The 25,504-nt window shown below is 40.8% G+C and carries 19 protein-coding genes; 14 read left to right on the forward strand and 5 right to left on the reverse strand.

Annotated features, from left to right (window positions below):
• Positions 1 to 66: 66 nt before the first annotated feature.
• From E1163_RS18000 to E1163_RS18015, 4 genes are all read left to right on the forward strand, one after another.
• Positions 67 to 708: an Ezrin/radixin/moesin family protein gene (locus E1163_RS18000; RefSeq protein ID WP_155173849.1), complete on the forward strand. Its 642-nt coding sequence runs from the start codon at positions 67 to 69 to the stop codon at positions 706 to 708.
• A gap of 120 nt (positions 709 to 828) precedes the next feature.
• Complete coding sequence (recJ, locus tag E1163_RS18005) at positions 829 to 2,535, forward strand: single-stranded-DNA-specific exonuclease RecJ (RefSeq protein ID WP_155173850.1); 1,707 nt, start codon at positions 829 to 831, stop codon at positions 2,533 to 2,535.
• 15 nt (positions 2,536 to 2,550) lie between these two features.
• Positions 2,551 to 3,282: an LPS export ABC transporter ATP-binding protein gene (gene lptB, locus E1163_RS18010; RefSeq protein ID WP_155173851.1), complete on the forward strand. Its 732-nt coding sequence runs from the start codon at positions 2,551 to 2,553 to the stop codon at positions 3,280 to 3,282.
• A 66-nt stretch (positions 3,283 to 3,348) separates the two neighbouring features.
• Positions 3,349 to 4,872 (forward strand): GH3 auxin-responsive promoter family protein, encoded by a 1,524-nt coding sequence (locus tag E1163_RS18015; RefSeq protein ID WP_484494437.1) that lies wholly within the window; start codon positions 3,349 to 3,351, stop codon positions 4,870 to 4,872.
• Positions 4,873 to 4,887: 15 nt separating this feature from the next.
• Here the strand turns inward: E1163_RS18015 and E1163_RS18020 are convergent, their stop codons facing one another.
• Positions 4,888 to 7,260, reverse strand: coding sequence for an ABC transporter permease (locus E1163_RS18020; RefSeq protein WP_155173853.1), 2,373 nt, complete (start codon positions 7,258 to 7,260; stop codon positions 4,888 to 4,890).
• 267 nt (positions 7,261 to 7,527) lie between these two features.
• Between E1163_RS18020 and E1163_RS18025 the strand changes: the two genes are divergently transcribed.
• Together E1163_RS18025 and mfd are read left to right on the forward strand one after the other, a co-directional pair.
• Positions 7,528 to 8,079, forward strand: a complete 552-nt coding sequence (locus tag E1163_RS18025) for a DinB family protein (protein ID WP_155173854.1) — start codon at positions 7,528 to 7,530, stop codon at positions 8,077 to 8,079.
• Between the two features lie 165 nt (positions 8,080 to 8,244).
• The gene (gene mfd / locus E1163_RS18030; RefSeq protein WP_343033876.1) at positions 8,245 to 11,613 is read left to right on the forward strand and encodes a transcription-repair coupling factor; all 3,369 of its coding nucleotides are present in this window, start codon (positions 8,245 to 8,247) and stop codon (positions 11,611 to 11,613) included.
• Here mfd and E1163_RS18035 read toward each other — a convergent pair.
• The 3 genes from E1163_RS18035 to E1163_RS18045 form a co-directional block, all read right to left on the reverse strand.
• On the reverse strand, positions 11,602 to 11,853 hold the full coding sequence (locus tag E1163_RS18035; protein WP_155173856.1) for a hypothetical protein: 252 nt from the start codon (positions 11,851 to 11,853) through the stop codon (positions 11,602 to 11,604). The genes mfd and E1163_RS18035 overlap by 12 nt on opposite strands.
• A 223-nt stretch (positions 11,854 to 12,076) precedes the next feature.
• Positions 12,077 to 12,793 carry a LytR/AlgR family response regulator transcription factor gene (locus E1163_RS18040; protein ID WP_155173857.1) on the reverse strand — a complete coding sequence of 239 codons (717 nt, stop codon included), beginning with the start codon at positions 12,791 to 12,793 and terminating at the stop codon, positions 12,077 to 12,079.
• A 4-nt stretch (positions 12,794 to 12,797) separates the two neighbouring features.
• On the reverse strand, positions 12,798 to 13,850 hold the full coding sequence (locus E1163_RS18045) for a sensor histidine kinase (RefSeq protein WP_155173858.1): 1,053 nt from the start codon (positions 13,848 to 13,850) through the stop codon (positions 12,798 to 12,800).
• Between the two features lie 386 nt (positions 13,851 to 14,236).
• On the opposite strand from E1163_RS18045, the gene gldJ reads away from it, so the two are divergent.
• Entirely contained in the window at positions 14,237 to 15,484 is a 1,248-nt protein-coding gene (gene gldJ, locus E1163_RS18050) for a gliding motility lipoprotein GldJ (RefSeq protein ID WP_155173859.1), read from the forward strand.
• Positions 15,485 to 17,208: 1,724 nt separating this feature from the next.
• Here the strand turns inward: gldJ and E1163_RS18055 are convergent.
• Positions 17,209 to 17,847 carry a ComF family protein gene (locus tag E1163_RS18055; RefSeq protein WP_246223761.1) on the reverse strand — a complete coding sequence of 213 codons (639 nt, stop codon included), beginning with the start codon at positions 17,845 to 17,847 and terminating at the stop codon, positions 17,209 to 17,211.
• 60 nt (positions 17,848 to 17,907) lie between these two features.
• Here E1163_RS18055 and E1163_RS18060 point away from each other — a divergent pair, with 60 nt between their 5' ends.
• The 7 genes from E1163_RS18060 to E1163_RS18090 form a co-directional block, all read left to right on the forward strand.
• A complete protein-coding gene (locus E1163_RS18060) occupies positions 17,908 to 18,258 on the forward strand; it encodes a carboxymuconolactone decarboxylase family protein (protein WP_155173861.1) in 351 nt (116 codons plus the stop codon).
• Positions 18,251 to 18,622 (forward strand): hypothetical protein, encoded by a 372-nt coding sequence (locus E1163_RS18065; protein ID WP_155173862.1) that lies wholly within the window; start codon positions 18,251 to 18,253, stop codon positions 18,620 to 18,622. The genes E1163_RS18060 and E1163_RS18065 overlap by 8 nt, the downstream gene beginning before the upstream one ends.
• Positions 18,623 to 18,734: 112 nt before the next feature.
• A complete protein-coding gene (locus E1163_RS18070; protein WP_246223763.1) occupies positions 18,735 to 22,022 on the forward strand; it encodes a coiled-coil domain-containing protein in 3,288 nt (1,095 codons plus the stop codon).
• A 6-nt stretch (positions 22,023 to 22,028) separates the two neighbouring features.
• Complete coding sequence (locus E1163_RS18075) at positions 22,029 to 22,430, forward strand: ATP-binding protein (RefSeq protein WP_155173863.1); 402 nt, start codon at positions 22,029 to 22,031, stop codon at positions 22,428 to 22,430.
• Positions 22,430 to 22,852, forward strand: a complete 423-nt coding sequence (gene ybeY / locus E1163_RS18080) for an rRNA maturation RNase YbeY (RefSeq protein WP_155173864.1) — start codon at positions 22,430 to 22,432, stop codon at positions 22,850 to 22,852. Before E1163_RS18075 ends, ybeY begins: the two co-directional genes overlap by 1 nt.
• Positions 22,853 to 22,972: 120 nt before the next feature.
• Entirely contained in the window at positions 22,973 to 24,838 is a 1,866-nt protein-coding gene (gene mnmG / locus E1163_RS18085) for a tRNA uridine-5-carboxymethylaminomethyl(34) synthesis enzyme MnmG (protein WP_155173865.1), read from the forward strand.
• Positions 24,839 to 24,843: 5 nt separating this feature from the next.
• Positions 24,844 to 25,504: class I SAM-dependent methyltransferase (locus tag E1163_RS18090; protein ID WP_155173866.1), on the forward strand; the 661-nt coding region annotated here is incomplete at its 3' end.

Here is a 25,504-nt window from a genome sequence, read left to right on the forward strand (position 1 = left end):
AACTAATTTTTTTAATATTTTAATTATATTGAGTATATTTTCGAAGATTTTACAAAAAATAGGATAATGAAAAAATTAACAGTGATACTCACACTTGCCATGATCATGGCATTTTCTGTGAATACATTTGCCCAATTGTCAAAGGCCGAGAAGAAAGAATGGAAGAAAAAGGCAAAAGAATATGCTAAGAACCCTGAGCAAATGAAGCAATTGGTAGAAGAAAACCAAGCACTTCAAAGCCAGGTGACTAGTCTTAAAACTGAGAATACTGCCATGCAATCGCGAATGAGCGACAAAGACGCAAAAATAAGTGAGCTTCAGGATGACCTGGCAAAACTTAGAAGCGATCTTTCTTCTGCAAAAGCTGAACTACGAGACATGAAATCAAATCCCGTAGCGAGTTCTTCTGAAGGACCAATGGTAGATGGTGTGGTTTTCAAAGTGCAGATCGGTGCTTTCCGTAACAAAGACCTTTCTAAGTATTTTGAGAATAACGAAAACTTCAGTGGCGAAAATGAAGACGGCATGCAAAAGATCACCCTTGGCCAGTTCAGAGATTACTGGGAAGCAGATACTTTCAAGAAGTACCTGAGGGAAATGGGTGTTAAAGACGCATGGATCGTACCTTATAAAGATGGTGTAAGAGTGCCTATTAAGGATGTGCTGGAAGGCGTTATTGCTGATGATGGTGCGGCAGACTCTGAATAGATAGTAAAAAATTCATCTAAGAGGCTGTCTTAAAAGTCAACTCGTTTTAAACAACGGGGCCGTTTACCGGAATATAATTTTGACTTTTGGGACAGCCTCTTTATGTTTAATCAAATGTGCATGGTAGAAAAAAGGTGGGTACTAAAAGCTAAGCCTGAAAGGGAAATAATTGATTCATTATCACAATCTATTAATGTAAGTCCTCCCATTGCCACTATTCTCGCCCAGCGCGGTATTACAAACTTTGATGCTGCCCGTAGTTTTTTCCGCCCTACGCTGGACATGCTCCATGACCCGTTCCTGATGAAGGACATGGACGTGGCTGTCACCAGAATAGAACAGGCCATAGCCAGGCAGGAAAAAATATTGATTTATGGTGACTATGATGTGGATGGCACCACATCAGTAGCACTTTTTTTTAGTTTTCTGAATTCCTTTTATCCCGCTTGTGATTTTTATATTCCCGACCGTTATAAAGAGGGCTATGGGATCTCTGATGCCGGTATTGAATACGCCGCTGAAAACAACTTCAACCTGATCATTTCCCTGGACTGTGGCATCAAATCAGTCAGACTTGTTGAAAAGGCACGATCTTATGGTATCGATTTTATCATTTGCGATCACCATCGGCCCGGTGATGAGCTACCCCCGGCAGTAGCCGTTTTAGACCCGAAAAGGCCGGACTGCGAATATCCATACAAAGAACTTCCCGGTTGTGCAATCGGCTTTAAACTCGTACAGGCGTTGGTATCGCAAAACCCAGACTGGTATGCCGATCCTCTCGACCTGCTGGATCTTGTGGTAGTAAGTATAGCTTCAGATATCGTGCCTATAACCGGAGAGAACCGGGTTCTGGCCTTTTTTGGCCTAAAAAGACTAAAAGACAGTCCGCGGCCTGGATTGAGTGCCCTAATTAAACTGGCAGGGATCAGAACTAAAATGACCATTACCGGTATTGTCTTTGGCATGGCGCCCAGAATAAATGCTGCCGGCAGGATCTCGCATGCAAAAACAGCCGTGAACCTGCTGCTATCAGAATCTGAGGAAGAAGCCTACCATTTCGGTCAGCAACTGGATGTAAAAAATGATAAACGCCGTGATTTTGATGCCACCATAACCGAAGAAGCCATTGCGATGATAGAGGCCAACGAGGCCCTGAGATCTTCCAAAACTACGGTGCTATTCAAAAATGACTGGCACAAAGGAGTAATTGGCATTGTTGCTTCACGGTGTATTGAGCGTTACCATCGTCCGACCATCATTTTGACCATGTCCAATAACAAAGCTACCGGTTCTGCCAGGTCCGTTCCGGGCTTTGATGTTTACAATGCTATTGAAAACTGCAGTGACCTTCTGGAGCAGTTTGGCGGGCATATGTATGCGGCGGGTTTAACTATGGAAATCAATAAGGTAGAGGCATTTCAGAAGAAATTTGAGGAAGTGGTATCCAGTTCCATTTCAGAAGAGCTGCTGACACCGCTGGTTGATATTGATACGGAAATAACCTTGGACAAGATCACGCCAAAGTTCTTTAACGTCATAAATCAGATGGAGCCATTTGGCCCTGAAAATCTTTGTCCGGTATTTTTAGCCGAAAATATAAGTGTGGCAGGCTCTTTGAGGTTGATCAAAAACAAACACCTCAAATTCATCGCACAGCAGGAAGATTGCAACAACCGGCTGGAGGCTATCGGGTTTAATCTCGGAATATATGAAAAGAGGATTAAGAATGGAGAAAAGTTCAAAATGGCATTTTCTATTGAGGAAAATAACTATATGGGCTATCAGTCTATTCAGTTAAATATAAAGGATATAAAGTTCGATTAGTTATTTTTGCCAGATATGATTTTACGAGCAGACCATCTAGTTAAAAAATATAAAAAAAGGACCGTTGTTAACAATGTGTCCGTACAGGTAGAGCAGGGTGAGATTGTTGGTTTATTAGGTCCTAACGGAGCAGGTAAAACCACTACGTTCTACATGATAGTAGGCCTGATCAAACCCAATGAGGGCCAGATATTTTTGGATGATGATAACATTACTGACCTTCCTATGTATAGAAGGGCAAAACTAGGTATCGGTTATCTGGCGCAGGAGGCCTCGGTATTCAGAAAACTGACTGTTGAAGAAAATATTATGGCTGTTTTGGAAATGAGAAATATTCCAAAGGCTGCCCAAAAAGAAAAGTGTGAATCACTCCTTGAAGAGTTCAGCCTCACACACGTCCGCAAAAACCTCGGTATGGTACTTTCCGGAGGAGAGCGTCGCCGGACAGAAATTGCACGTGCCTTAGCCGTTGACCCTAACTTCGTGCTGCTGGATGAACCTTTTGCCGGTGTAGACCCGATTGCCGTTGAAGAAATACAAACCATCGTGGCTCAACTCAAAAAGAAAAACATCGGTATCCTCATTACCGACCACAACGTAAATGAAACCCTTTCTATAACAGACCGCGCCTATCTCATGTTTGAAGGTAAACTGCTTAAAGCCGGTTCTGCCGAAGAACTTGCGGCTGATGAACAGGTAAGGCGAGTGTACCTTGGGCAGCATTTCGAACTAAAAAGAAAAATTTGATCCGGCATATCACCAACAAACCGTTTTATTTTTATTTTTAAGTTATTTCAAATCAAATTGTAGCTGGTGGATATACTGAATTCGATATTAACCTGGGTGATGAAGAAGCGGATACATGATATCGAACTTTTCATCAAATACCCGCACGACGTACAGCAAGAGCTTTTTAAAAAGTTACTCTCAGAGGCCAAAAACACAGAGTTTGGTAAAAAGTACGAATTTAAAAGCATAGCGAATTATCAACAGTATAAAGAGCGTGTACCTGTTCATGCTTACGAAACCCTGTTTCCTTATATCGAAAGGCTGATGCGGGGCGAGCAAAATATTTTATGGCCATCAGAAATTACCTGGTTTGCCAAGTCCTCCGGAACTACTAATGCCAGAAGTAAATTCATTCCGGTGTCCCCCGAAGCCCTCGAAGATTGCCACTTCAAAGGAGGCAAAGATTTGATTTCCATTTATGTCAATAATTATCCGGAAACCAAAATGTTTACCGGCAAGGGCTTGACCATTGGCGGAAGCCACCAGATCAATGAGTACGACCCCAATGCGAATTCCTACTACGGCGATGTTTCTGCGGTGATCATGCAAAACCTTCCGCTATGGGCGCAACTTATCAGGACCCCTAAGCTGGATGTTGCACTCATGGATAAGTGGGAGGAAAAAATCGAAAAAATGGCTGCTATTACTTCTGAGGAAAATGTAACCAATCTGGTGGGTGTGCCTACCTGGACCATTTTGCTTATTCAGCGGGTATTAGAGCTAAAGGGTAAAGACAATATTCTGGAGATATGGCCCAACCTGGAAGTATTCTTTCATGGGGCTGTGGCTTTTACACCTTACAGAGAGCTATTCAAAAAGCTGATCCCCAAAGCAGATATGAACTACTGCGAAACCTATAACGCATCCGAGGGCTTTTTCGGCATTCAGGATCAGAAGGATTCCAATGAACTGCTCCTTATGCTGGACTACGGCATATTTTATGAATTCATACCTTTCGATCAAATTAATAACCCCGATCCGCAAACGATTTCGCTTGACGAAGTTGAGGTGGGTAAAAATTATGCCATGCTCATCAGCACCAATTCCGGACTTTGGCGCTATAATATTGGTGACACTATTAAATTCACAAGCACATCCCCTTACCGAATAAAAATCTCCGGACGTACAAAACATTTTATTAATGCTTTTGGCGAAGAGGTAATTATAGAAAATGCAGAAAGTGCCATCACCGATGCCTGTACAAAAACCGGTGCTATCATCGATAATTTTACTGCAGCACCTATCTACTTCGATGAAGGCAATAAGGGCGGACATGAGTGGATTATCGAGTTCAAAAAACAGCCTGATAACCTGGAACGGTTTACGCAATTCCTGGATGAAAAGCTGCGCGAGATAAACTCGGACTACGACGCCAAGCGCTATAAGGATATGGCTCTTCTGCCTCCGGTTGTTCATAGTGCCCAGGAAGGTACTTTTTATGCCTGGATGAAAAAAAGAGGCAAATTGGGAGGCCAAAACAAAGTTCCCCGTTTATCCAATAACAGGGAACATATTGATGACATCCTTAAAATGATGAGAAACGCTTAAGCCACTTCTCAAGGCCTATTCCTCTTTTAGCGTATGCACCGGGTTTGCCATAGCAGCCCTTAACGTATTGAAAATTACTGAGGCCAACGCAATGACGATAGCACAAACGCCCGCTGAAACAAAGGGGAGCAGGCCCAGTTCAAAGTGATAAGCATAATCCGACAGCCAGGATTTCGCATAGAACCACGCCAATGGCAGGCCTATGGAGATGGCAATCAAAACCAACTTTAAGAAATCGCGGGAAAATAAAAAAAGTAAGCCAGCTATATCAGCACCCAACGCCTTTCTGATCCCTGTTTCCTTGGACCGCTGTTGCATAAGAAAAGCTGACAAGCCAAAAAGGCCTAATGAGCTTATAAAGATAGCCGCCGCAGTAAAAATAGCACTTAACCAGCCAATAGTCGTCAGGCCTGCATAATGGGTTTCATAGTCTTGCTCTATAAATGAGTAATCAAAAGGGTGTTGATCCTCATACTTTTGGTATGCTACTGCAATATCCTGAAGAGATGTATTGACATGATCAGGTTCTATGCTAATGTACGCATTCCAGGTTTCTTCCGGATTGCACAATATCACAACCGGCTCAATTTGCCGGCTCAAAGGCTGATGATGATAATTTTTAGCTACACCTACCACTATCCCTTTATTTCCCCAAACCGTCAGCTCCGTACCGATAGGATCGGACAAATTCATCGCACTAGCCGCTTCCTCGTTTATAATGATCTGCTTTAGCGCAAGTTGACCCAAACGATTCTTCAAGGTAAAAGCACTACCTTCGGAGATGTCAATGCCGAAAGTTTCTATAAAATCTTCGCTCACCTGGATAACATTAAAAAAAGATTTATCATCCTCCGGCTTTCCCGGCCAGGATATTCCATTGTTTTTATTGGCAGTATTTAAAGGGTCCTGTTCCGTAAAACTTACAGATTGTATACCGGGAATGCGCAGCAATTCTTCCTTATACGCTTCCTGTTTTCCCCTGATCCCGTGAAGCTCATGTCGCAGAATATTTCTTGTCTGAATACCCAGATCACTATGCCCGATAAAACGGATCTGATTAAAAACCACTGTGGAAAAGACAATAAAAGCCACCGAAAGGGAAAACTGAAATACCACAAGCACCTTTCTTAACCCTGTTACACCTGCTTTTACGTTTAGCTTTTGTTTTGAAGGTAAAAGGCTAAAGGAGGAAAATTGCAATGCCGGATAAAGACCAGCCAGTGATCCAATAAATATGCTGACAGCAACTAAAAGTAGCAGGAATCCAGATGACGAATACGGAAGGGCAATATGCTTTCCTGTCAGCGCATTGAAAAAAGGCATAAGCATCTCAACCAGCGTAATGGCTAAAAACATGGAAGCAACAGCTATTAAAACGGATTCCGTCAAGAACTGAACTATCACCTGTTTTCTGTGAGCACCTACAGCCTTTCTCAGACCCACCTCTTTATTACGTTTACTGGCCATTACAGTATACAAATTGATAAAATTGATACAGGCGATCAGTAGTACGACAATTGCCACAACTGAAATCAGCCTGACATACAAAATTTTGCCTGAGGCGCTTCCCATCCCTGAAAAATCATCATATAGATAAACGTTCGCAAAGGGATAGGTAAACAGGGCATCATCCGTACCCGGAACACTATGACGTTTTAAAACAGCCGTTAATTTTTCATCCAGTGTGCTGGCTATCGCCCCGGGTGTAGCTTGAATAAAAACCTGAACATTATAGTTTGAAAATGAGTATTTGTTGGAGCTTTTCCACCATGGCCGCTGGGTATCTTCAAAGTGCTGATAAGGTAAAATGAAATCAAAATGCAGAGAAGACTGGTTAGGTATTTTTTCCAGAACACCAGTCACCTTGTATTGTTGCCTGTTGTTTTGAACAAGATCTACATATTGACCTATGGCCGATTGACCGGGAAAATACTTCTCCGCTGTTTCGGCTGATATTATCAAGGAGCCGGGTTCTTTAATTGTAATACTACCTTCTTTCAGAGGAAAGCTAAACATCTGAAGAAAGGAAGGATCTGCATAAATACCCTTTTCTAAAAAAGTATCTTCAGCTTTGGCAAATACAGCATGAGCTGGAAATACACGGGCAATTTTATCTACCTCCGGAACTTCCCTTTCAATTATCGACACCAGCGATGACGGCGCATATGGTACAATCACACTTTCACCTGCCCGGTCCCGTTCTGCAAAAAGCTGGTACAAACTGTCCTCATTTTTATGGAAACGATCGAAGCTGTACTCGTCCCACACCCAGACGGCCATAAAAATAAAACAAACGAGTCCAAACGTTAACCCGAATATATTGATTGTGGTAAATAGTTTCTGCCTTAAGAAAAACCTGAGAGAAACTTTGATATAATTCTTGATCATGCTATGCTAATCTAGGCTAAAATGAATGAAAGACTTATCCATACCCTAAAATAGTGCCATCAAGTAAGAATACGATTTTTATCGAAATGAACCACAAATATTAAGCATAAGACAAAAATCTGTTTCACAGTGAAACAATGGGGTGTGTTGTTTTGAAACAAAGCCAAAGTTCAAAAGCCGAAATAGCTCCCACTACATACAACTTCCATAAGGTATGAGATAATGAAGTAATTTTCTAAATTGAGTAAAACCAAAATCCCAAGTCCCATGAAAAACCAATTGAGAATTTCGCTACTGGCAGCAGTTGTTTGCCTAGTGGCAATTTTAACCGCCTTTAATTTCAAGGAGGAAGAAAAGACCACCTCGTTTGTGTCAATGACATTGCCGATGTGGAAAACCGGAAAAATGCATACCCTGGAAGTTGCTGACGCTATGCCGGAAGAAAAGTACACTTACAAACCCAGTGAAGTGAGTAAAACTTTCGCTGAGCAAATGGTGCACATAGGCTACACCCTCACCTATTTCAGTAAAGCCATGATCAAAGGTGAGCAGGTAAAATATGAAGAGCCCAGCGCAGAAGGCCTGTCCAAAGCTGAAGTTCGGGCTATTGTTGAAAAAGGCTACGCAGATATGGAAGCAGCCATTAAAGCCCTAAAAGAGGATGATCTAAAAGTAGAATTGCCTTTTGGGCCCGATACAAAAATGACACGGGCACAAGCCATCATTTTTGCCAACGACCACTGCACCAACCACAGGGCTAAGGCCAATCTTTATATTCGGATGAATAATATTGAGCCGCCGAGTTATAAGTTTATTTAGTTTTAGAAGCCCTGTTGCAATATACAGGGCTTTTGTCTCCTCCAATGTCCTCGGCTCTAAAGCTTCTTGCAGATATTCCCCACTTTAAAAATAACTTAACTCTCCCTTCACATCACTCTTCAATAATTTCCTACCTTTGCGACTTAATTTTTGACAGCACTAGGCGTGAAAGCAGGCGACCTGTTAAAATTGTACAAAGCGGATAGCATTATCCAGACGATAGCCGAGATAACTAAGGCTAATGAGGATCGCCATGTCCGGATCAAAGGGTTGACAGGTAGTTTGGATGCGGTATTGATTGCTGCACTTTATCAGATCAACCACCAGAATCATCTGATCGTATTGCACGATAAAGAGGAGGCAGCATACTTTCACAACGACCTACAAAACTTACTTTCAGGAAAGGAAATCCTTTTCTTCCCCACTTCTTATAAAAGACCTTACGAATTTGAGGAAACCGAAAATGCCAACGTGCTCATGCGCGCGGAGATCCTCAACCGGGTAAATCACAAAGCATCGTCAGGCGAGCTGATCGTAACATATCCGGAGGCACTGACAGAAAAAGTTATCAACAAAAAGTCGTTGACAAAAAATACATTTTCGGCTAAAGTGGGTGAGGCCGTAGATGTTGAGTTTCTCAGTGAGCTGCTCATGTCATATGATTTCGAAAAAACTGATTTTGTTTACGAAGCAGGTCAGTTTGCAGTTCGTGGTGGTATTATCGACGTTTTTTCGTATGCTCATGACTTACCTTATCGTATAGAGCTTTTTGGCAATGAAATAGATAGCATCCGTACTTTTGATCCGAACTCCCAGCTTTCGGTGGATCCGGTTAAAGAGATAAACCTGATCCCTAATGTACAAACCAAACTGATCCATGAGGAACGCCAGAGTTTTCTGGATTTTCTTCCCAACAACACGAAGATCTGGTTTAAGGATTATCAGCAAACACTGGATGTGATCGACGGTTACTTCAAAAGGGCAAAGGAGAGCTTCGATGATATTTTGAAAGCCAGTGGGGAAACTAAGGTTATATTAAATCCACAGGACCTTTTTGAGACTTCCAAAAGTTTTGAAAATCAGTCCATTCCGCTGGTTAAAATTGAATTTGGAAACCGCTTCTATTTTAAGGCCCCGGAGATATTCACCTTTGAGTCTGAGCCGCAACCTTCATTCAACAAGAATTTTGAATTACTGGCTAAAAACCTGAATGAAAATCAGGACCAGGGTTTTACCACACTTATTGCTTCCGATTCGCAACAGCAATTGCAGCGGCTGCATTCCATATTTGAAGAGATTGACCCAACGATTGACTTTCAGGATCTTAATGCCAGCCTGAGACAGGGGTTTATTGATAAAATTTTAAAAATCGCCTGTTACACTGACCACCAGTTGTTCGAGCGGTTTCACAGATATAAAACCAAGGACAAGCATTCTAAATCGAAGGCCCTTACGCTAAAGGAACTGCGTACCCTGCAACCCGGTGATTTTGTCACGCATATAGATTACGGTATAGGAAAATTCGCCGGCCTGGAGAAGCGCGAGGTCAATGGCAAAATACAGGAGGCTATCCGGCTGATCTACCGGGATGATGACCTGCTATATGTAAGCATTCACTCGCTGCATAAAATCTCCAAATATACAGGAAAGGAAGGCACACCACCGTCAATTAGCAAATTGGGTTCCCCGGAATGGGAAAACAAGAAAAAGAGGGTCAAGAAGCAGGTTGTAGATATTGCCAAAGATCTTATAAATCTTTACGCCAAACGAAAGCAGGCACCTGGGTATTCATTTTCGAAAGACAGCTTCCTGCAGGCGGAGCTGGAATCTTCGTTTATCTATGAGGACACGCCAGACCAGGCAAAAGCTACGGCCGATGTAAAAGAAGACATGCAGCAGCAGCACCCGATGGACCGCCTGGTTTGTGGTGATGTTGGTTTCGGAAAAACGGAAGTTGCTATCCGTGCTGCATTTAAAGCAGTAACGGATGACAAACAGGTAGCAGTATTAGTGCCCACTACTATCCTGGCCATGCAGCACTACCGTACTTTCAAAGACAGGTTATCCGATTTTCCGGTAAAGGTTGAATACATTAATCGTTTTAAGAGCAGCAAACAGATTAAGGATACGCTGAAAAGGGTTAAAGATGGTGAAACAGATATTCTTATCGGTACCCACAGGATAGTCAATAAAGATGTCCAGTTTAAAGATCTGGGTCTGATGATCATTGACGAAGAGCAGAAGTTTGGTGTTAAGGTAAAAGAAAGACTCAAGGAGATGCGGGTCAATGTTGATGCTCTCACCCTGACGGCCACGCCAATCCCGCGTACCCTTCACTTCTCATTGATGGGCGCGCGTGATTTAAGCATTATTTCCACACCACCGCCAAACCGCCAGCCGGTAACTACTGAGCTTCATACATTCAATGAAGAAGTTACCCGTGATGCCATTAGCTTCGAATTGAGACGTGGCGGACAGGTCTTTTTTGTTCATAACCGCGTCAGCGATATTGAGAGTGTGGCCAACATCATCATGCGATTGGTTCCTGACTCACGAGTAGGGATTGCTCACGGGCAAATGGACGGAGCCGCGCTGGAAAAAGCCATGCTCAAATTTATCGAAGGCGAATATGACGTATTGGTTTCGACCAACATTATCGAATCAGGTCTGGACATTCCTAATGCCAATACTATTATTATCAATTCAGCTCACATGTTTGGCCTGTCCGATCTCCACCAGATGCGTGGCAGGGTAGGACGAAGCAACAAAAAAGCATTTTGTTATTTATTAACACCACCAACCATAGGCCTTTCTTCGGATGCCCGTAAAAGGTTGAGCACTTTGGAAGAATTTTCTGATCTGGGCGATGGATTTAAAGTTGCAATGCGAGACCTGGATATCCGGGGAGCAGGTAATCTTTTGGGTGCCGAACAGAGTGGTTTTATCTCTGATCTGGGATTCGATATGTACCATAAGATACTGGACGAGGCCGTACAGGAGTTGAAAGAAACCGAATTCAGAGATTTGTTTGTAAAAGAGCTGTCAGAAACCACCAAGGTGCTGGTCCAGGATTGTAACATTGAAACCGACCTGGAGGTAATAATTCCTGAGGATTATGTGAATAACATTTCCGAACGCTTAAGCCTCTATTCAAAACTCGATAATATTAAAACCGAGCAGGAATTAGAAAATTTCAGAAGTTCAATTATCGACAGGTTCGGCCCTATTCCGGAATCCGTAGAAGAATTGATAGAAACCGTACGGCTCCGATGGCTGGCAGAAAAGCTTGGTTTTGAAAAACTTACGCTGAAAGGAGAGAAGATGAAAGGTTATTTCGTTTCATCCGACAAAGAAGAATATTTTAAATCAGATGTATTCGGGCGTATACTGGCTTTTGCTCAAACCAACCCTAAAAGATGCCGATTAAAAGAGGTGAAAGATAAGCTGATTCTCACAGTCAATGAGGTATTGACTGTGAATCAGGCGATATCTCTACTTTCCGGCATTGTTCAGGAGGAAAAATCAAAAGCTTAGTTCAGATATACTGATGAAGTCCAGGTAAGCCTCAAGGTCTGCTGTTTCCGTAAAAGCTTTTATACCCAACACTTTGTTTTCATAAGGTGCATAGCACACTTCAATAAAGTATGAGTCTACATGATAAAGGTAAAACTTTTTCTCATCTTCTACTCTGTAGATCATATAGTCTGCAAAGATGGTGATGTAATCACATTTCTTGTCGAAAGGTAAAATTTGAAAGTCGTTTAGAGGTATCATAGCCAATGTAATTTTTAATTCTTACCTCAACAGAGATAAAGATTGTGCCATTGGCATAAATGCCCCATAACGCGAAATTTAACGGTTGCAACAATTAAAAATTGCTCATTTTTGGAGGGCTATTCCCAAAATGGGACGTGACTTATCGTTTATTATGGTCGCCTGTCGTCAGTTTTTGAAGGTCATCGCCACTTTCTGCATCTTATCCGGAAATAGGAAAACCCTAGAAGCTCATTAATTCTTTAAACCTTTGGGTCTGCCGTCTGGAAACATCCACCTCATGTCCGCCTTTCATATAAATTTTTATGCTTCCGCTAAACCATGGTTCTATTCTTTCCACCCATTTAAGATTTATGATCTGTTGCCGGTTTGCCCTAAAGAAAGTTTTTGTATCAAGGCGGGATTCCAGATAATTCAGTGTTCTGGGGATCATAGGCTTGTGCTCATCAAAGTATAGCTTAGTATAGTTGCCATCCACTTCCAGCATGCGCACATTGGCCAACTGCACGAACCAGCAATTGTCTCCGTCTTTTACAAAAACCTGGTCATGCTCAGTCATCCGTGCTTCGTCACCGCTCTCTTTTTGCTTTTCCCTTTTCTCGGCAACTTTGCTTACGGCTCCGGCAAGTCTGTCCTTTTGAATTGGCTTTTGAAGATAATCCAGCGCGTTATATTCAAAGGCTTTGATGGCATATTCATCATAAGCCGTGGTAAATATCACTTCGGGAGAGGATTCCAGCTCTTCTAAAAGTTCAAAACCATTTTTACCAGGCATCTGAATATCCAGAAAAACAAGATCCGGCTTATCGGCCTCTATTTTTTCTTTGGCTTCCATCGCATTTGCAGCTTCGCCTATTACCTGTACACTGTCAAATTCTTTGAGCAATCTCTTCAACTCATTTCTTGCCAATCGGGAGTCATCTACTACAAGTGCTTTCATAATATTATTGCGTTAATGGAATTTTAAATTTAGCAGATACAAAATTACTGTCCAGGTTTTCAATTTTAAGATCGGACAATTTGCCGAAAAGCAGCTTCAATCGATCCGATGCATTTTTGAGCCCGATGCCCGTGCTATCCTCACATTTTCTGATCTGGCCCGAATTAATAACCTCTACAATTAATGTATCATTTTCCAGAGAAGATTTGATATTAATGATCCCTCCCTGGGGCAGGTTCGCAATACCATGCTTTATGGCATTTTCTACCAGTAGCTGCACAGCCATGGGCGGAATTTTAAGCTCAAGTGTCTCTGGTTTTATCTCCAGTTTATAGTTTAACCGGTCTTCCAACTGAATGGATTCCAGATTGAGATAGTTTTGAACAATCTCCAGTTCGTGCTCCAGGCTTACCCGCTCCATATTATTGAATTGTATGGAGTATCTCAACAGGCCCGAGAGATGTGTAATCATATCCCTCGCCTTCTCCGGGTTTTCTATTACCAGAGAGCGAATGTTATTCAAACTGTTAAATATAAAGTGAGGGTTAACCTGCGATTTGAGCGCTATGAGCTCAGCATCTTTAACTGCAGCCTCAAGTTTCCATTTTTCAACCTCGCTTTTTTTGAAATTGATGAATAGTTGAAAAAGAAAATATATCAGGGACCAGCCCAACGTCATGACAGACAAGTTGAAAACGATAACCAAAACAATGAACCAGGTCAACTCCTCACTCTTTTCTACATTAAAGAATGTTTTATTGATAGGCAGAATAATCAACGCCCAGATCATGGCTATGAAAAAGGAAGCCATAAGAACCCGGATAGCCAATTTGAAAATCCCAAGTTTTACCCACTCATGTTTTTTGATGTACATCCGATAAAAATGCGTGAGCAAAAACCCAACGGTCACTGTGTTTAAATAGCCGGCAAAAACCTGCCACTGAAAATTTGTAAAATAGCCGGCCATGAGGCTGTAAATAATAAAAAATAATGTCCAGCCAAATAACTGAAATATCCAGTAGAGCTTATTTCTATCTATATTATCAATCGTGATCATTGGTATTCATTGTAAATCTGCTTTTGAATATTTAATATAAAAAGGGAACCGGCCCAATTAGTTTTTTCAAATATGAGGGAATTTTATTTATGCCTTTTTAATTAATTATTCTACGGTTTATGAAGGCGGTAAAAGGTAAAAAAGCGTTGGCAGTACAGGCATTATTATTTTAATAGATAATAATATTATAGTTTTGCAGTTATTTAACGGCGACCCGTACAGTGTCAACCAGGCGATTAACATAAACTTCACGTTCAAAAATTTACAATTTGTGTAATATTTGTCGAATAGAAATGTTATTTTGCCTGCTCATAAACTTGTAAAGGACGAGTTTATATCACTATATTAGTAGTTGCATTTGATTTTTTTGAATAAATAGAACAGGTATGAAAAGAACTGCAAGCTTTTTTAAGAGTGCTTTGTTAGTTGTCAGTGGTTCAGTTTTACTTACTTCGTGCTTCCTGGGAGGGAGCAGTCGTCCCACCAGCGTACACCCTGGTGCATTAAGTACTGCCACAGGTTTGGCTTATAATGATGAAGACAACAACGGTTTTATGGTTAACCCTTATAGTGGACAACCAGAAGGCCCTAACTTGGTTTTCATCGAAGGTGGACGTGCAGTAGTTGGCTCGTACGAAGAAGACATTTTGAACCGAAGAGATAACCTGGAAAGAACGGTTTCCGTGGCTTCATTCTATATGGATGAAACTGAGATCGCAAACATCCACTGGTTAGAGTACCTTCACTATTTGAATGTTTCCGATTCATCAAGGGAAGTTTACATTGCCGCTTTACCTGATACATCTGTTTGGGTGAGCCGTTTGGCATACAATGACCCTTACGTTGATCATTATTTAAGATATCCTGGTTTTAGATATTTCCCTGTAGTAGGTGTTAGCTGGGTACAGGCAAATAACTATGCAGAGTGGAGAACCCGCGCTGTAAACATGAAGCTTGCAGAAAATGCCGGTGAAGAGTATGCAGAAACTGACGGAAGAATTCCTTTGGAGTCAGGTGTTGTACTTCCTAACTACAGACTTCCTTCTGAAGCAGAGTGGGAATATGCTGCTACTGCCCTGATTGGTACACAGTGGCTTGATGAAAACCAGACGCACCAAAGAGTATATCCCTGGGATGGTCACGCATTAAGAAACCCTTACGGAAAAGAAATGGGTTACTTCCTTGCCAACTTCAAAAGAGGTCGTGGTGACTACGCAGGTATAGCAGGTAAACTGAATGACGGCGCATTGATTACATCATACATCTATGAGTTTCCTCCTAACGATTTCGGTCTTTACAACATGGCTGGTAACGTAAGCGAGTGGGTACTTGACGTATACCGCCCAATGTCGTTTCAGGATTTTGACGATCTTAACCCAATCCGTAGAGATGGTTACATGGATGAGACAAGAAACATTGCCACTGGTGAGCAATACTACAATAGTGATATAGAAAACAACCCTGAAGGTTTCACTTCATTAATCACTGATGAGGCAAGAGTTTACAAAGGTGGTTCATGGAAGGATGTAGCATACTGGATGTCACCCGGTACAAGAAGATATTTGGATCAGGATTCATCAACAGCTACCATCGGTTTCAGATGTGCTATGATCAGAGCAGGATCAAACTACTAAGAAGTAAAAAGATAAATTACAAGCCCCGGTTTCTCAGAAGCCGGGGCTTTTTTAATGCTTCAAATTTAGGGAGCTCGACTTTACAGATCCTAGGTCAATCAGAACTTCCAGGGAAGTACTAATATTTCAGTGCTATGCTTGGTAAATAGTTTTTAATTGAGCCACCAGGTCAAGAGTTTCAAGGGCAAGCTTCACATTGCGAGTTTCAATGGATCAAACGTTAAACCTGTGGAGTAAATGGATTGAAAAGTAAGACAAGTAATGTGAAAATGTGCCTACTGCTTTTGCCGATTGCTATTAACAACTCCCTGTCAGCAAAGAGAGGTGAACGTGTTAGGGTCTCCCCAGAGATTCCGCTTGATCCGTTTCAATCCCCGCTGAGATAACTACACATATTTATATCTTTGCCCCGGCTGGTTCCTAATATATATTCGGTGGGGGTAAGGTCAGTAATTCAAATAATCCTTAGGCTCTTATAAACTGAACAGGAAGTTACAAACTCAAAGCGATAGGTGCAGATGGTCCTATTTGAACGGTAGCTTTTCGTCACAATCTTCGTTTGCAGTTCATCACCCCATAGTTTCTGGCCAGATTTATTGAGTCAGGTTCTACTTGCCCGAGGATACCACTTCATCGGAGAATAGATTCGTACCATAAAGCCTGTGAAAATACCGAATAATTGATTGTCCATTTTTGCCTGTTCATGACAGATATGTTTTCCTCACATAGACATAGCATTTCCCAAGAATTCTATATTCATGCATTAGGAGACATCGTAATACTCCTTAATAATTACTCAGAAATATTAAACAATACGTCCGATAGATTCGGCGTAAAGCCTAGGTCCCAAGACTTAACAATCATATTCCGTATATTACCTCTTCTAATTTAGCTAAAACACAACACTCGAATAAATAATGGATTATCAAGCTAAATTTAACAACGGCTTTACTAAACTAGAGAGCTTAATAACCTTACTGCAGAATCAGTACTACCAGAAGTTTAATACTTAAAGCAGAAGCAAACACAAAATTTCAACATTCAGACTAAGCCAACGAATTATTCAATATCTACTTTGCTATTTCTATGGTCGACTATATAGGCAGAGTGTACTTGCCCATTTTTTCCTCGGCTGAATCAGGGCTAGGTGCGAAAGAGATTGGAAATAAATCTAGGGGGCACAACTCGCAATGAGCAGTACCAAAAGAGACATCCCCAGTAGTAATTTGAAAGTAAGCGTTACTGGCTGTTTACAATTAATAAGTATTATGAAACTTTTTCCAACCGAATTCTTCTCCCACTGGAAAGTACTGACAAATCAGAAATGCTGAAATTTAACATAGCCATGTCTTTCTTACTTTATATTCGAAAAGGAAGATTTAAACCTTCTACAGGATAAATTTAAAAATCCAATACGGTCATCGAAATTTTTCCTAACAGTTTCTTGGGATAAAAAGTCAAACAATAATTTCTAAAGACAGAAAAATATGAGCTAGATCAAAAACTAAAATTCGTCTAAAAACCATTTTTTACGAATAATTTTTAAGAAATTCATAGATAATTTATATAAAAATTAGAAATTAGACAATTTAAAGGCCTTATACGTAGCTTATATGACATCGACCTGACCAATGGCCCATTTAACGCTAAAATAAGACCTTCAGATGCCTCTTGAACAGAGTCGCTCAAGCAAGATTTGTTCAAAAAAATTTGGTTTTTTCAAATTATTTTGCAGCCGCGATGGCAGCCACTCCAACCGATTTGCATCCGGAATCCAACAACGCACGGGCGCAAGATTCCAAAGTCGAGCCGGTGGTGATAACATCATCTACAAGTAGCACCCTTTTTTCTTTGACTTCTTCCGGTTTCGGAACAACAAATATGTTATCCACATTTTTCCATCGTTCTATTCTGGACTTTCTCGTTTGGGTCGAAGTTTTTACATTCCTTCTCAAGGCATGGTCATTTACAAGGATTTCTAATACTTCTCCAAGCCCTGATGCGAATACTGCGCTTTGGTTATAGCCTCTACGTCTGAGTTTGGTTTTATGTAATGGTACAGGCACAATTAAATCGTACGTTGATTGAACTTCAGTGCCCATTAACTCATGACCGTACTTCCGACCGATCAATTTGCCTAACTCTGGCTTGTTGTGGTATTTTAGCCGATGCAAAAGCTGCTGTACGCGTCCACTTTTTGTAAACTTATAAAAGGCAATGGCATCCTGTAGATGAACTTTTCCGTAAAATTTAGCAGCTATAAAATTGGTCTTATCCAGATGACTAGCCGTCTTTGGAATCTCGTAATCACACTTCAAACAGATCATTTCCTCACCTTTTACCAGGCTATTATTGCAAGCCATACAGTATTTTGGCATTGGCTTATAATAGATATATTTGCAGCTATTTAAACGCCCAAATTAATGAATAAAGTAGAAGAATTTAATGCATACAGGAGCAAGATGAACGAAAAGATCCTTGCTGCTGACAATAAAGTAATAAAAAGAATATTCAATCTGGACACCAATACCTATGCTGAGGGAGCGTTAGACACTAAAACGAAGGAGCTTTTGGGTTTGGTAGCTTCAATGGTACTCAGGTGCGATGATTGTGTGAAGTACCATCTTGAAAAATGTTATGATCTGGGATTTACCAAGGAGCAGGTATTTGAAGCCTTTTCCGTGGCAAACTTAGTAGGGGGAACTATCGTTGTCCCTCATCTGCGCAGAGCTGTAGAATTCTGGGAAGATCTGGAAGAAAATAAAAATGATTAAAAGAGACCTCGAACTTGATCGTGCATGGGCAGCCCTGCTGACTGAGCTGGAAAAGGTTGTTGGCAAACGGCCCAAAGATCTCAATGCCGTACTTTTTCTGATCGGTGTACAGGAGCTGGGGAAAGGTAAAAAGGTGTTTGATAAGGAAGAAAAACAAGATCTTATGCACATTGCCATTTGCAAAGTACTCAGCCTCTCCGGATTCTACGAGTTAGAAGGGCTTGATGAACAGGGGTGGCCACATTGGAAACTCGTAAAGAAATTACCGCATTTTGATCTTCTTGAACAGGAGAAGTTGTTAAAAATGCATGTGATAGAATATTTTGAAAAGGAAGTTGGCCTCGAAATGAACTATAAGAGTTGATTTTGGTTTGAAATGTTTATAAAGGATTATATTTAACCTAGAGACAAAATGCAATTCAAACTCTGATTAAATTAAATTCGTATAATCTATATTCTGCAAGTAGAAATCGTGTATGACTGATAATGAACGTCACATTAAGGCTAATCTTAGATCGTACAGGAGAAAATATTATCTTAACCTCGCTCTCCGGGGTTTAATAATTTCTCTCGGGCTTACTTTGTCCATATTTCTTGTCCTCAACACATTAGAATACTCCTTTAGATTTAGCTCAGTAATAAGAGCCATACTGCTCTTCTCTTTTATCATCACCGGCTTCTATGCCATGACGGTGTATGTCATTCTGCCGTTATACCGGATGACCAGTGAAAAGCACGGTATGACCAATGAAGAAGCAGCATTAAAAATAGGGTCCGTATTTCCGGAAATAGGTGATAAACTTTTGAATGTCATACAGTTACAAAAATATAAGGGTGGACTTGTAGAAGCCAGTATCAGCCAGAAAGCGGAGACGATCAGGAAGTACCATTTTAAAGATGCGGTCGATATTGGAGAGAATAAACGTTATTTAAAGTACCTGCTTGTTCCTCTGCTCATCATAGTTCTCGTATTGATTTTAAGTCCCGCCTTCATTACCACCAGCTCCTCCAGAATTATCCAGTTCAACAATGAATTCGTACCTCAGGCTCCTTTCAATTTTAACCTTGTGAATCAAGAGCTTCTGGCTTTTAAAAACGAAGATTTCACTGTTTCGCTGGAATTAAATGGTGAAGCTATTCCTGAAAACGCTTACATTCTAAACAATGGCAGAAAAATAAAAATGTCCAGGGACGAGGCCGGTGTATACTCATATACATTCAGGAAGATCCAAAATGATCAGGATTTCCAGTTTGAAGCAGCAGGATTTACTTCCTCAGCATATGATATCAATGTTGTTAACAGGCCAAATTTAAGAAGCTTTAATGTCTTCCTTGATTATCCTAAATACCTGGGCAAAAGCAACGAAACCCTTAATAATGTTGGAAACCTTCAGATACCGGAAGGAACCTCCATTAAATGGCAATTAAAGACCATAGAATCTGACGAGGTATCCGTAAATTTTCAGGCTACAGATGAAAGTTACAAACTCAAGCCTGCGGATAATTCGCTGTTTGAATTCGAAAAAACTTTTAAAAAGTCGCAGATATACAGTATCAGCCTTAAGAATGAGTACAGCGAAAATAAGGAGAAGATACTTTATAAGATAGATGTGATACCCGATCAGCATCCTCAAATTGATCTGAGTGTATATCCGGACACCACTTTATATTCATTTATCGCACTCGGTGGCAATATTTCCGACGACTATGGCCTTACAAAGCTGAAATTATTTTATCAAATATTACAGGGTTCTGAAGAATCATCATTTAAGTCCATTAATATCCCTATATCACGCACACAAAATCAGCGCTATTATTACCAATGGTCTCTGGACTCTCTAGGACTGACAGAGAATAGCTCTGTTAAGTACTACCTCCAGGTTTGGGACAATGATGGCGTAAATGGTCACAAAGCTTCCAAAACAGGCACTTACATGTTCCGTTTGCCTTCAAAAAAGGAGATCAAGCAGGATATAGAGCAGACTACGAACGAGACTCAGGAAAGTATTGATAAAACTATTAATGAGGCTAAAGAGCTCAAAGAAAAAATTGATAAAGCTGAAAAGAAACTCAAGGGCCAGAAAGAAATGAGCTGGCAGGATGAAAATGTGCTTAAAGATATAATTAAGAAACGGGAGGAGCTGAACAAAGCCATTGAAGAGCTTAAGGAGCAGAACAGAAGTAACGAGCTTAAAAGGGAACGCTTTTCTAAACAAGACGAGCGTATTAAAGAAAAAGTAGAGCAACTACAGGAGCTTATGGACGAGCTGCTGGATGAAGAAACGAAAAAGCTATATGATGAGCTTCAGAAGCTCCTGGAAGAGCAAAGCGAACTGAATGATATACAGGACGTGCTGGATAAGCTAAACAACAAGGAAAACAACCTCGAGAAAGAGCTAGAGCGTACCTTGGAGTTATTTAAAAAAATGAAGTTTGACTACAAGCTCAATGAGGCTATAAATGAGCTGAATGAACAGATTGAAAAGCAGGAAGAGCTAATAAAAGAAACTTCAGATAAAAATAAGGAAAACGAAGAACTCTCGGAGAAACAACAAGAATTGCAAGAACAATTTAAAGAATTCAAAGAGGAAATGAATTCGTTAGAGGAGCTTAATCAGGACTTAAAAAACCCTGAATCTATGCCTGACATGCAGGAACAGGAACAAAACGTAGAGCAAGAGCAGCAGCAGTCCAAAGAATCCCTGGACAAGAACAAAAGGAAACAATCCAAAGAATCTCAACAGAAGGCCAAGGAGCAGATGCAGAAGATGGCCAAGCAAATGGAACAGATGCAGAGTAGTATGGAAATGACGATGATGCAGGAGAATCTCGATGATCTAAGGGATATCGTGCATAACCTGTTGAAACTGTCTTTCGACCAGGAGGAACTGATGAAGGAGTTTTCCGAAGTAAACCAAAGTGATCCGCGCTTTGTAGAATTGGGCCAGCAGCAGCTTAAATTAAAAGACGATGCCAAGATCGTAGAAGACAGTTTGCTTTCCCTCGCTAACAGGGTGTTCCAGATTGCTTCATTTGTGACCCGTGAAGTAGGGGATATGAACAACCACATGGATAAAAGCATGGAAGCTATCAAAGAAAGGAAAAAGCCTGTTGCTGTTTCTGAACAGCAATTTGCCATGACTTCCATGAACAATCTCGCATTATTACTGGATGATGTATTGCAGCAGATGCAAAATGCAATGAGTGAAGCCATGGGTAAACCGCAGAAAGGCAAGGGCAAGGATAAAAGCCCTTCGCTTAGCGAATTACAACAGCAATTAAACCAAAAGATAGAGAACCTTAAGAAAAGTGGAAAATCCGGAAGGGAACTCTCAGAGGAGCTGGCCAAACTGGCTGCAGAGCAGGAACGTATAAGGCAAGCCTTGCAAGAGATGCAGGAGAAAGCAGGAGAAGGAGAGGGCGGCAAAAAACCTGGAGATGGTATCCCTGAAAAAATGGAAGAAACTGAAACAGATCTCGTAAACAAGCAGATCACTCAGGAAACTATCAAACGCCAGCGCCAGATACTTACTCGATTACTGGAGGCAGAGAATGCTATGCGAGAGCGTGAATTGGACGAGGAGAGAAAAGGAGAGACCGCTAAGGACTATGAAAAGGCACTTCCCAAAGCCTTCGAGGAATATTTTAAAATGAAAGAGCAGGAGATAGAACTGCTAAAAACAGTACCTCCTAAACTATACCCATATTACAAAAAAGAAGTTAACGAATACTTTAAAAGACTAGGCAAAGAATCTAACAACTAAATCAGAATGAACACCATTAAAATTCAGATCCCTTCCCTTACAGAGAACATCCGAATGATCGAAAGCTTTATTGACAATGCGAAGGAGAAGTTCCAGCTAGATGACGACATTTATGGAAACATTATGATTGCCGTAACTGAGGCAGTCAATAATGCCATCAAGCATGGAAATCAGCATGACAAATCAAAAAATGTAGCATTATCGTTATCTCTGCAAGATGGCCAGATCAAGTTCACTATTAGTGATGAAGGCCAGGGGTTTGATTACAAAAACCTGCCTGATCCTACGGCTCCTGAGAATCTCGAGAAACCCGGAGGCAGGGGCATATTCCTTATGAAGCACCTTTCAGATGAAGTTAATTTCATGGAAGAAGGCAAAGTAGTTGAGCTAAACTTCTATATAAGCTAATGCCATCCGTTAATTTCTTTGAAGAGGATATAGACTTTACGCTAAGTAATGAAGATTACATAAGCCATTGGATAAAGACTATCATAGAAAAAGAAGGCTTTGCATTACAAGAACTGAATTTCATATTCTGCTCCGATGAGTATCTATATCAAATGAATGTAGACTATTTGAACCATGACACCTATACTGACATTATCACCTTTGATAACTCAGAAGAGGACAAACAAATAGAAGGAGATATATTCATCAGCATCGACAGAGTGAGAGATAATGCCAATAGTATTAAATCCACTTTCGAAGATGAACTGGCTCGGGTTATAATCCACGGTGTACTACATTTAATGGGGCACAAGGACAAAACCCCCGAAGAAGAAAAGGGCATGCGTGAAAAAGAAGAAGCTTGTTTATCTTTGCGCCCTTAAAGCGAGTAACACTACTGTTCCACGTGGAACAGTAGGTAAGTACTAAACTTGATAACGAATTCAGAATTAATGTAGAACAAGATGTTCCACGTGGAACACTAATATTTAAAATGGAAGATTATGTTTCCGGAGTATGATGTAATAGTAGTTGGGGCAGGACATGCCGGATGTGAAGCTGCACACGCCGCTGCAAGAATGGGATCAAAGGTGCTTTTGGCAACAATGAACATGAACACCATAGCACAAATGTCATGTAACCCTGCAATGGGTGGTGTAGCTAAAGGTCAAATTGTAAGAGAAATAGATGCTTTAGGTGGGATGTCGGGTATAATATCTGACAAATCCATGATTCAATTTAGGATGCTAAACAAATCTAAAGGTCCTGCTATGTGGAGTCCACGTACGCAGAATGACAGAATGAGGTTTGCTGAAGAATGGAGATTAACCCTGGAAGGTACACCGAATGTAGACTTTTGGCAAGAGATGGTTACAGGGATAGTAGTAGAGAACAATAAAGCTATCGGTATAACTACAGGAATGGGCATCAAAATAAAAGCTAAAGCCGTAGTACTCACCAACGGCACATTTCTTAATGGTATCATTCACATAGGCGAAAAGCAATTCGGCGGTGGGAGAACCGGTGAACATGCTGCAAAAGGAATAACAGAACAGTTAATCTCCCTAGGCTTTGAAGCTGGCAGAATGAAGACAGGTACACCACCAAGGGTAGATGGCCGATCACTGGACTACTCCAAAATGGAAGAACAGCAAGGGGATGAATTTCCTGAGAAGTTCTCGTTTAGTTCAAGTACCCAGCCACTCGCACAACAAAAAAGCTGCTTTATAACCTATACCAACAATGACGTTCATGAAACATTGCAGACTGGATTCGACAAGTCCCCAATGTTCAATGGGCGCATACAAGGGGTAGGGCCAAGATATTGTCCCTCTATTGAGGACAAAATCAATAGGTTCGCTGAACGTGACAGGCACCAGATATTTGTAGAGCCTGAAGGATGGAACACTGTAGAGATATATGTTAACGGATTCTCTACTTCATTGCCAGAAGATGTTCAATACAAAGCACTAAGGCAAATAGCAGGTTTTGAAAACGCAAAGATGTTCAGGCCAGGCTATGCCATAGAATATGATTACTTTCCGCCAACACAGCTTAGCCTAACCCTGGAAACGAAACTTATAGAAAACCTATACTTTGCAGGGCAGATCAACGGAACAACCGGATATGAAGAAGCTGCATGTCAAGGCTTGATTGCTGGTATCAATGCTCATAATAAAGTAACAGAGGCTGAACCATTCATACTAAAGCGATCAGAAGCCTACATTGGAGTTCTAATTGATGACCTTATTAATAAAGGTACAAAAGAACCTTACCGCATGTTTACTTCCAGAGCGGAATTCAGAATTCTACTTCGCCAGGATAATGCGGATATAAGATTAACAGAAAAAGGACATCAGCTAGGCCTTGCTTCGGATGAAAGGTTGGAGAACATGCTCAATAAGAAAAAGGATGTAGCCAGGCTCATTAATGATCTACAGCAAAAAAGGGTAGAACCGGAAGATGCCAATGAAAACCTGACATCCCTAAACTCTGCACCCATTAAACAACGCATACCAGTACTAGGCCTGGTAAAGCGTCCTGAATTAGGCATTAATCATCTAAAAGATCTTAACGACGATCTAAAGACTTATCTGGAGAAATATCATCAGCATGTATTAGAACAGGCCGAGATATTGATAAAGTATGATAACTACATTGATAAAGAAAAACAGTTGGCCGATAAAATGGAGCAACTGGAAGATAAAAAGATAAGGAAGGACTTCGATTATGAAAGTATTAAGGCGCTTTCCTCAGAAGCAAAAGAAAAACTAAAAACAATAAAACCACAAACGATAGGCCAGGCATCCAGGATCAGTGGAGTATCACCCGCAGATGTTTCCGTGTTGATGGTCTATCTGAGTAAATAGAAGTTATGCTTGAAACATTAAATACCTGCCCGCTATGTGATAGCGGGCATTTTAATAACTACCTAACTTGCAAAGACTATACCGTTTCAGGTGAAGAATTCAATCTGGTAACATGTACTAATTGTTCCTTCACCTTTACTAATCCACGTCCTAAAGCAGAGGATCTATCTCAATATTACCAGTCTCAGGATTATATTTCTCATAGCAACAAATCCAATAGTCCTGTTAACATTATATATAAAATAGCCAGGAACTTTACTTTAAAGAAAAAAGTAGCGCTAATTAATTCCCTCAATAAAAAGGGTAGCATGCTGGACATAGGTTGTGGTACAGGTCATTTCATATCTGCATGTAAAGAGGACGGTTGGGCAATCAATGGTGTAGAGCCTGATGAAAATGCCAGAAAAATGGCTACCGATAAAACCGCCATAAACATTTCAGCAGATATAAAGGATGTGGAACAAACAGAATTTGACGTTATCACCATGTGGCACGTGCTGGAACATATACCTAATCTCAATGACTTCATGCAGATTCTAGCTCATAAACTCAAAGAAACTGGCAAGTTGATTGTAGCTGTTCCAAATTACAAAAGCCATGATGCCCAGTATTACAAACAGTATTGGGCAGCATATGATGTACCCAGACATTTATACCATTTTGATC

The organism is Fulvivirga kasyanovii, from assembly GCF_009711405.1.
GTDB classification, from domain to species: Bacteria; Bacteroidota; Bacteroidia; order Cytophagales; family Cyclobacteriaceae; genus Fulvivirga; species Fulvivirga kasyanovii.

Coding starts and splice junctions, on each gene's coding strand:
- gldJ (WP_155173859.1), top strand. CDS start 14,237: ATGAAAAGAACTGCAAGCTTTTTTAAGAGTGCTTTGTTAGTTGTCAGT.
- E1163_RS18065 (WP_155173862.1), top strand. CDS start 18,251: ATGATTAAAAGAGACCTCGAACTTGATCGTGCATGGGCAGCCCTGCTG.
- E1163_RS18075 (WP_155173863.1), top strand. CDS start 22,029: ATGAACACCATTAAAATTCAGATCCCTTCCCTTACAGAGAACATCCGA.
- lptB (WP_155173851.1), top strand. CDS start 2,551: ATGATTTTACGAGCAGACCATCTAGTTAAAAAATATAAAAAAAGGACC.
- recJ (WP_155173850.1), top strand. CDS start 829: ATGGTAGAAAAAAGGTGGGTACTAAAAGCTAAGCCTGAAAGGGAAATA.
- E1163_RS18020 (WP_155173853.1), bottom strand. CDS start 7,260: ATGATCAAGAATTATATCAAAGTTTCTCTCAGGTTTTTCTTAAGGCAG.
- ybeY (WP_155173864.1), top strand. CDS start 22,430: ATGCCATCCGTTAATTTCTTTGAAGAGGATATAGACTTTACGCTAAGT.
- E1163_RS18000 (WP_155173849.1), top strand. CDS start 67: ATGAAAAAATTAACAGTGATACTCACACTTGCCATGATCATGGCATTT.
- E1163_RS18045 (WP_155173858.1), bottom strand. CDS start 13,850: ATGATCACGATTGATAATATAGATAGAAATAAGCTCTACTGGATATTT.
- mnmG (WP_155173865.1), top strand. CDS start 22,973: ATGTTTCCGGAGTATGATGTAATAGTAGTTGGGGCAGGACATGCCGGA.
- E1163_RS18035 (WP_155173856.1), bottom strand. CDS start 11,853: ATGATACCTCTAAACGACTTTCAAATTTTACCTTTCGACAAGAAATGT.
- E1163_RS18060 (WP_155173861.1), top strand. CDS start 17,908: ATGAATAAAGTAGAAGAATTTAATGCATACAGGAGCAAGATGAACGAA.
- E1163_RS18070 (WP_246223763.1), top strand. CDS start 18,735: ATGACTGATAATGAACGTCACATTAAGGCTAATCTTAGATCGTACAGG.
- E1163_RS18040 (WP_155173857.1), bottom strand. CDS start 12,793: ATGAAAGCACTTGTAGTAGATGACTCCCGATTGGCAAGAAATGAGTTG.
- E1163_RS18055 (WP_246223761.1), bottom strand. CDS start 17,847: ATGGCTTGCAATAATAGCCTGGTAAAAGGTGAGGAAATGATCTGTTTG.
- E1163_RS18025 (WP_155173854.1), top strand. CDS start 7,528: ATGAAAAACCAATTGAGAATTTCGCTACTGGCAGCAGTTGTTTGCCTA.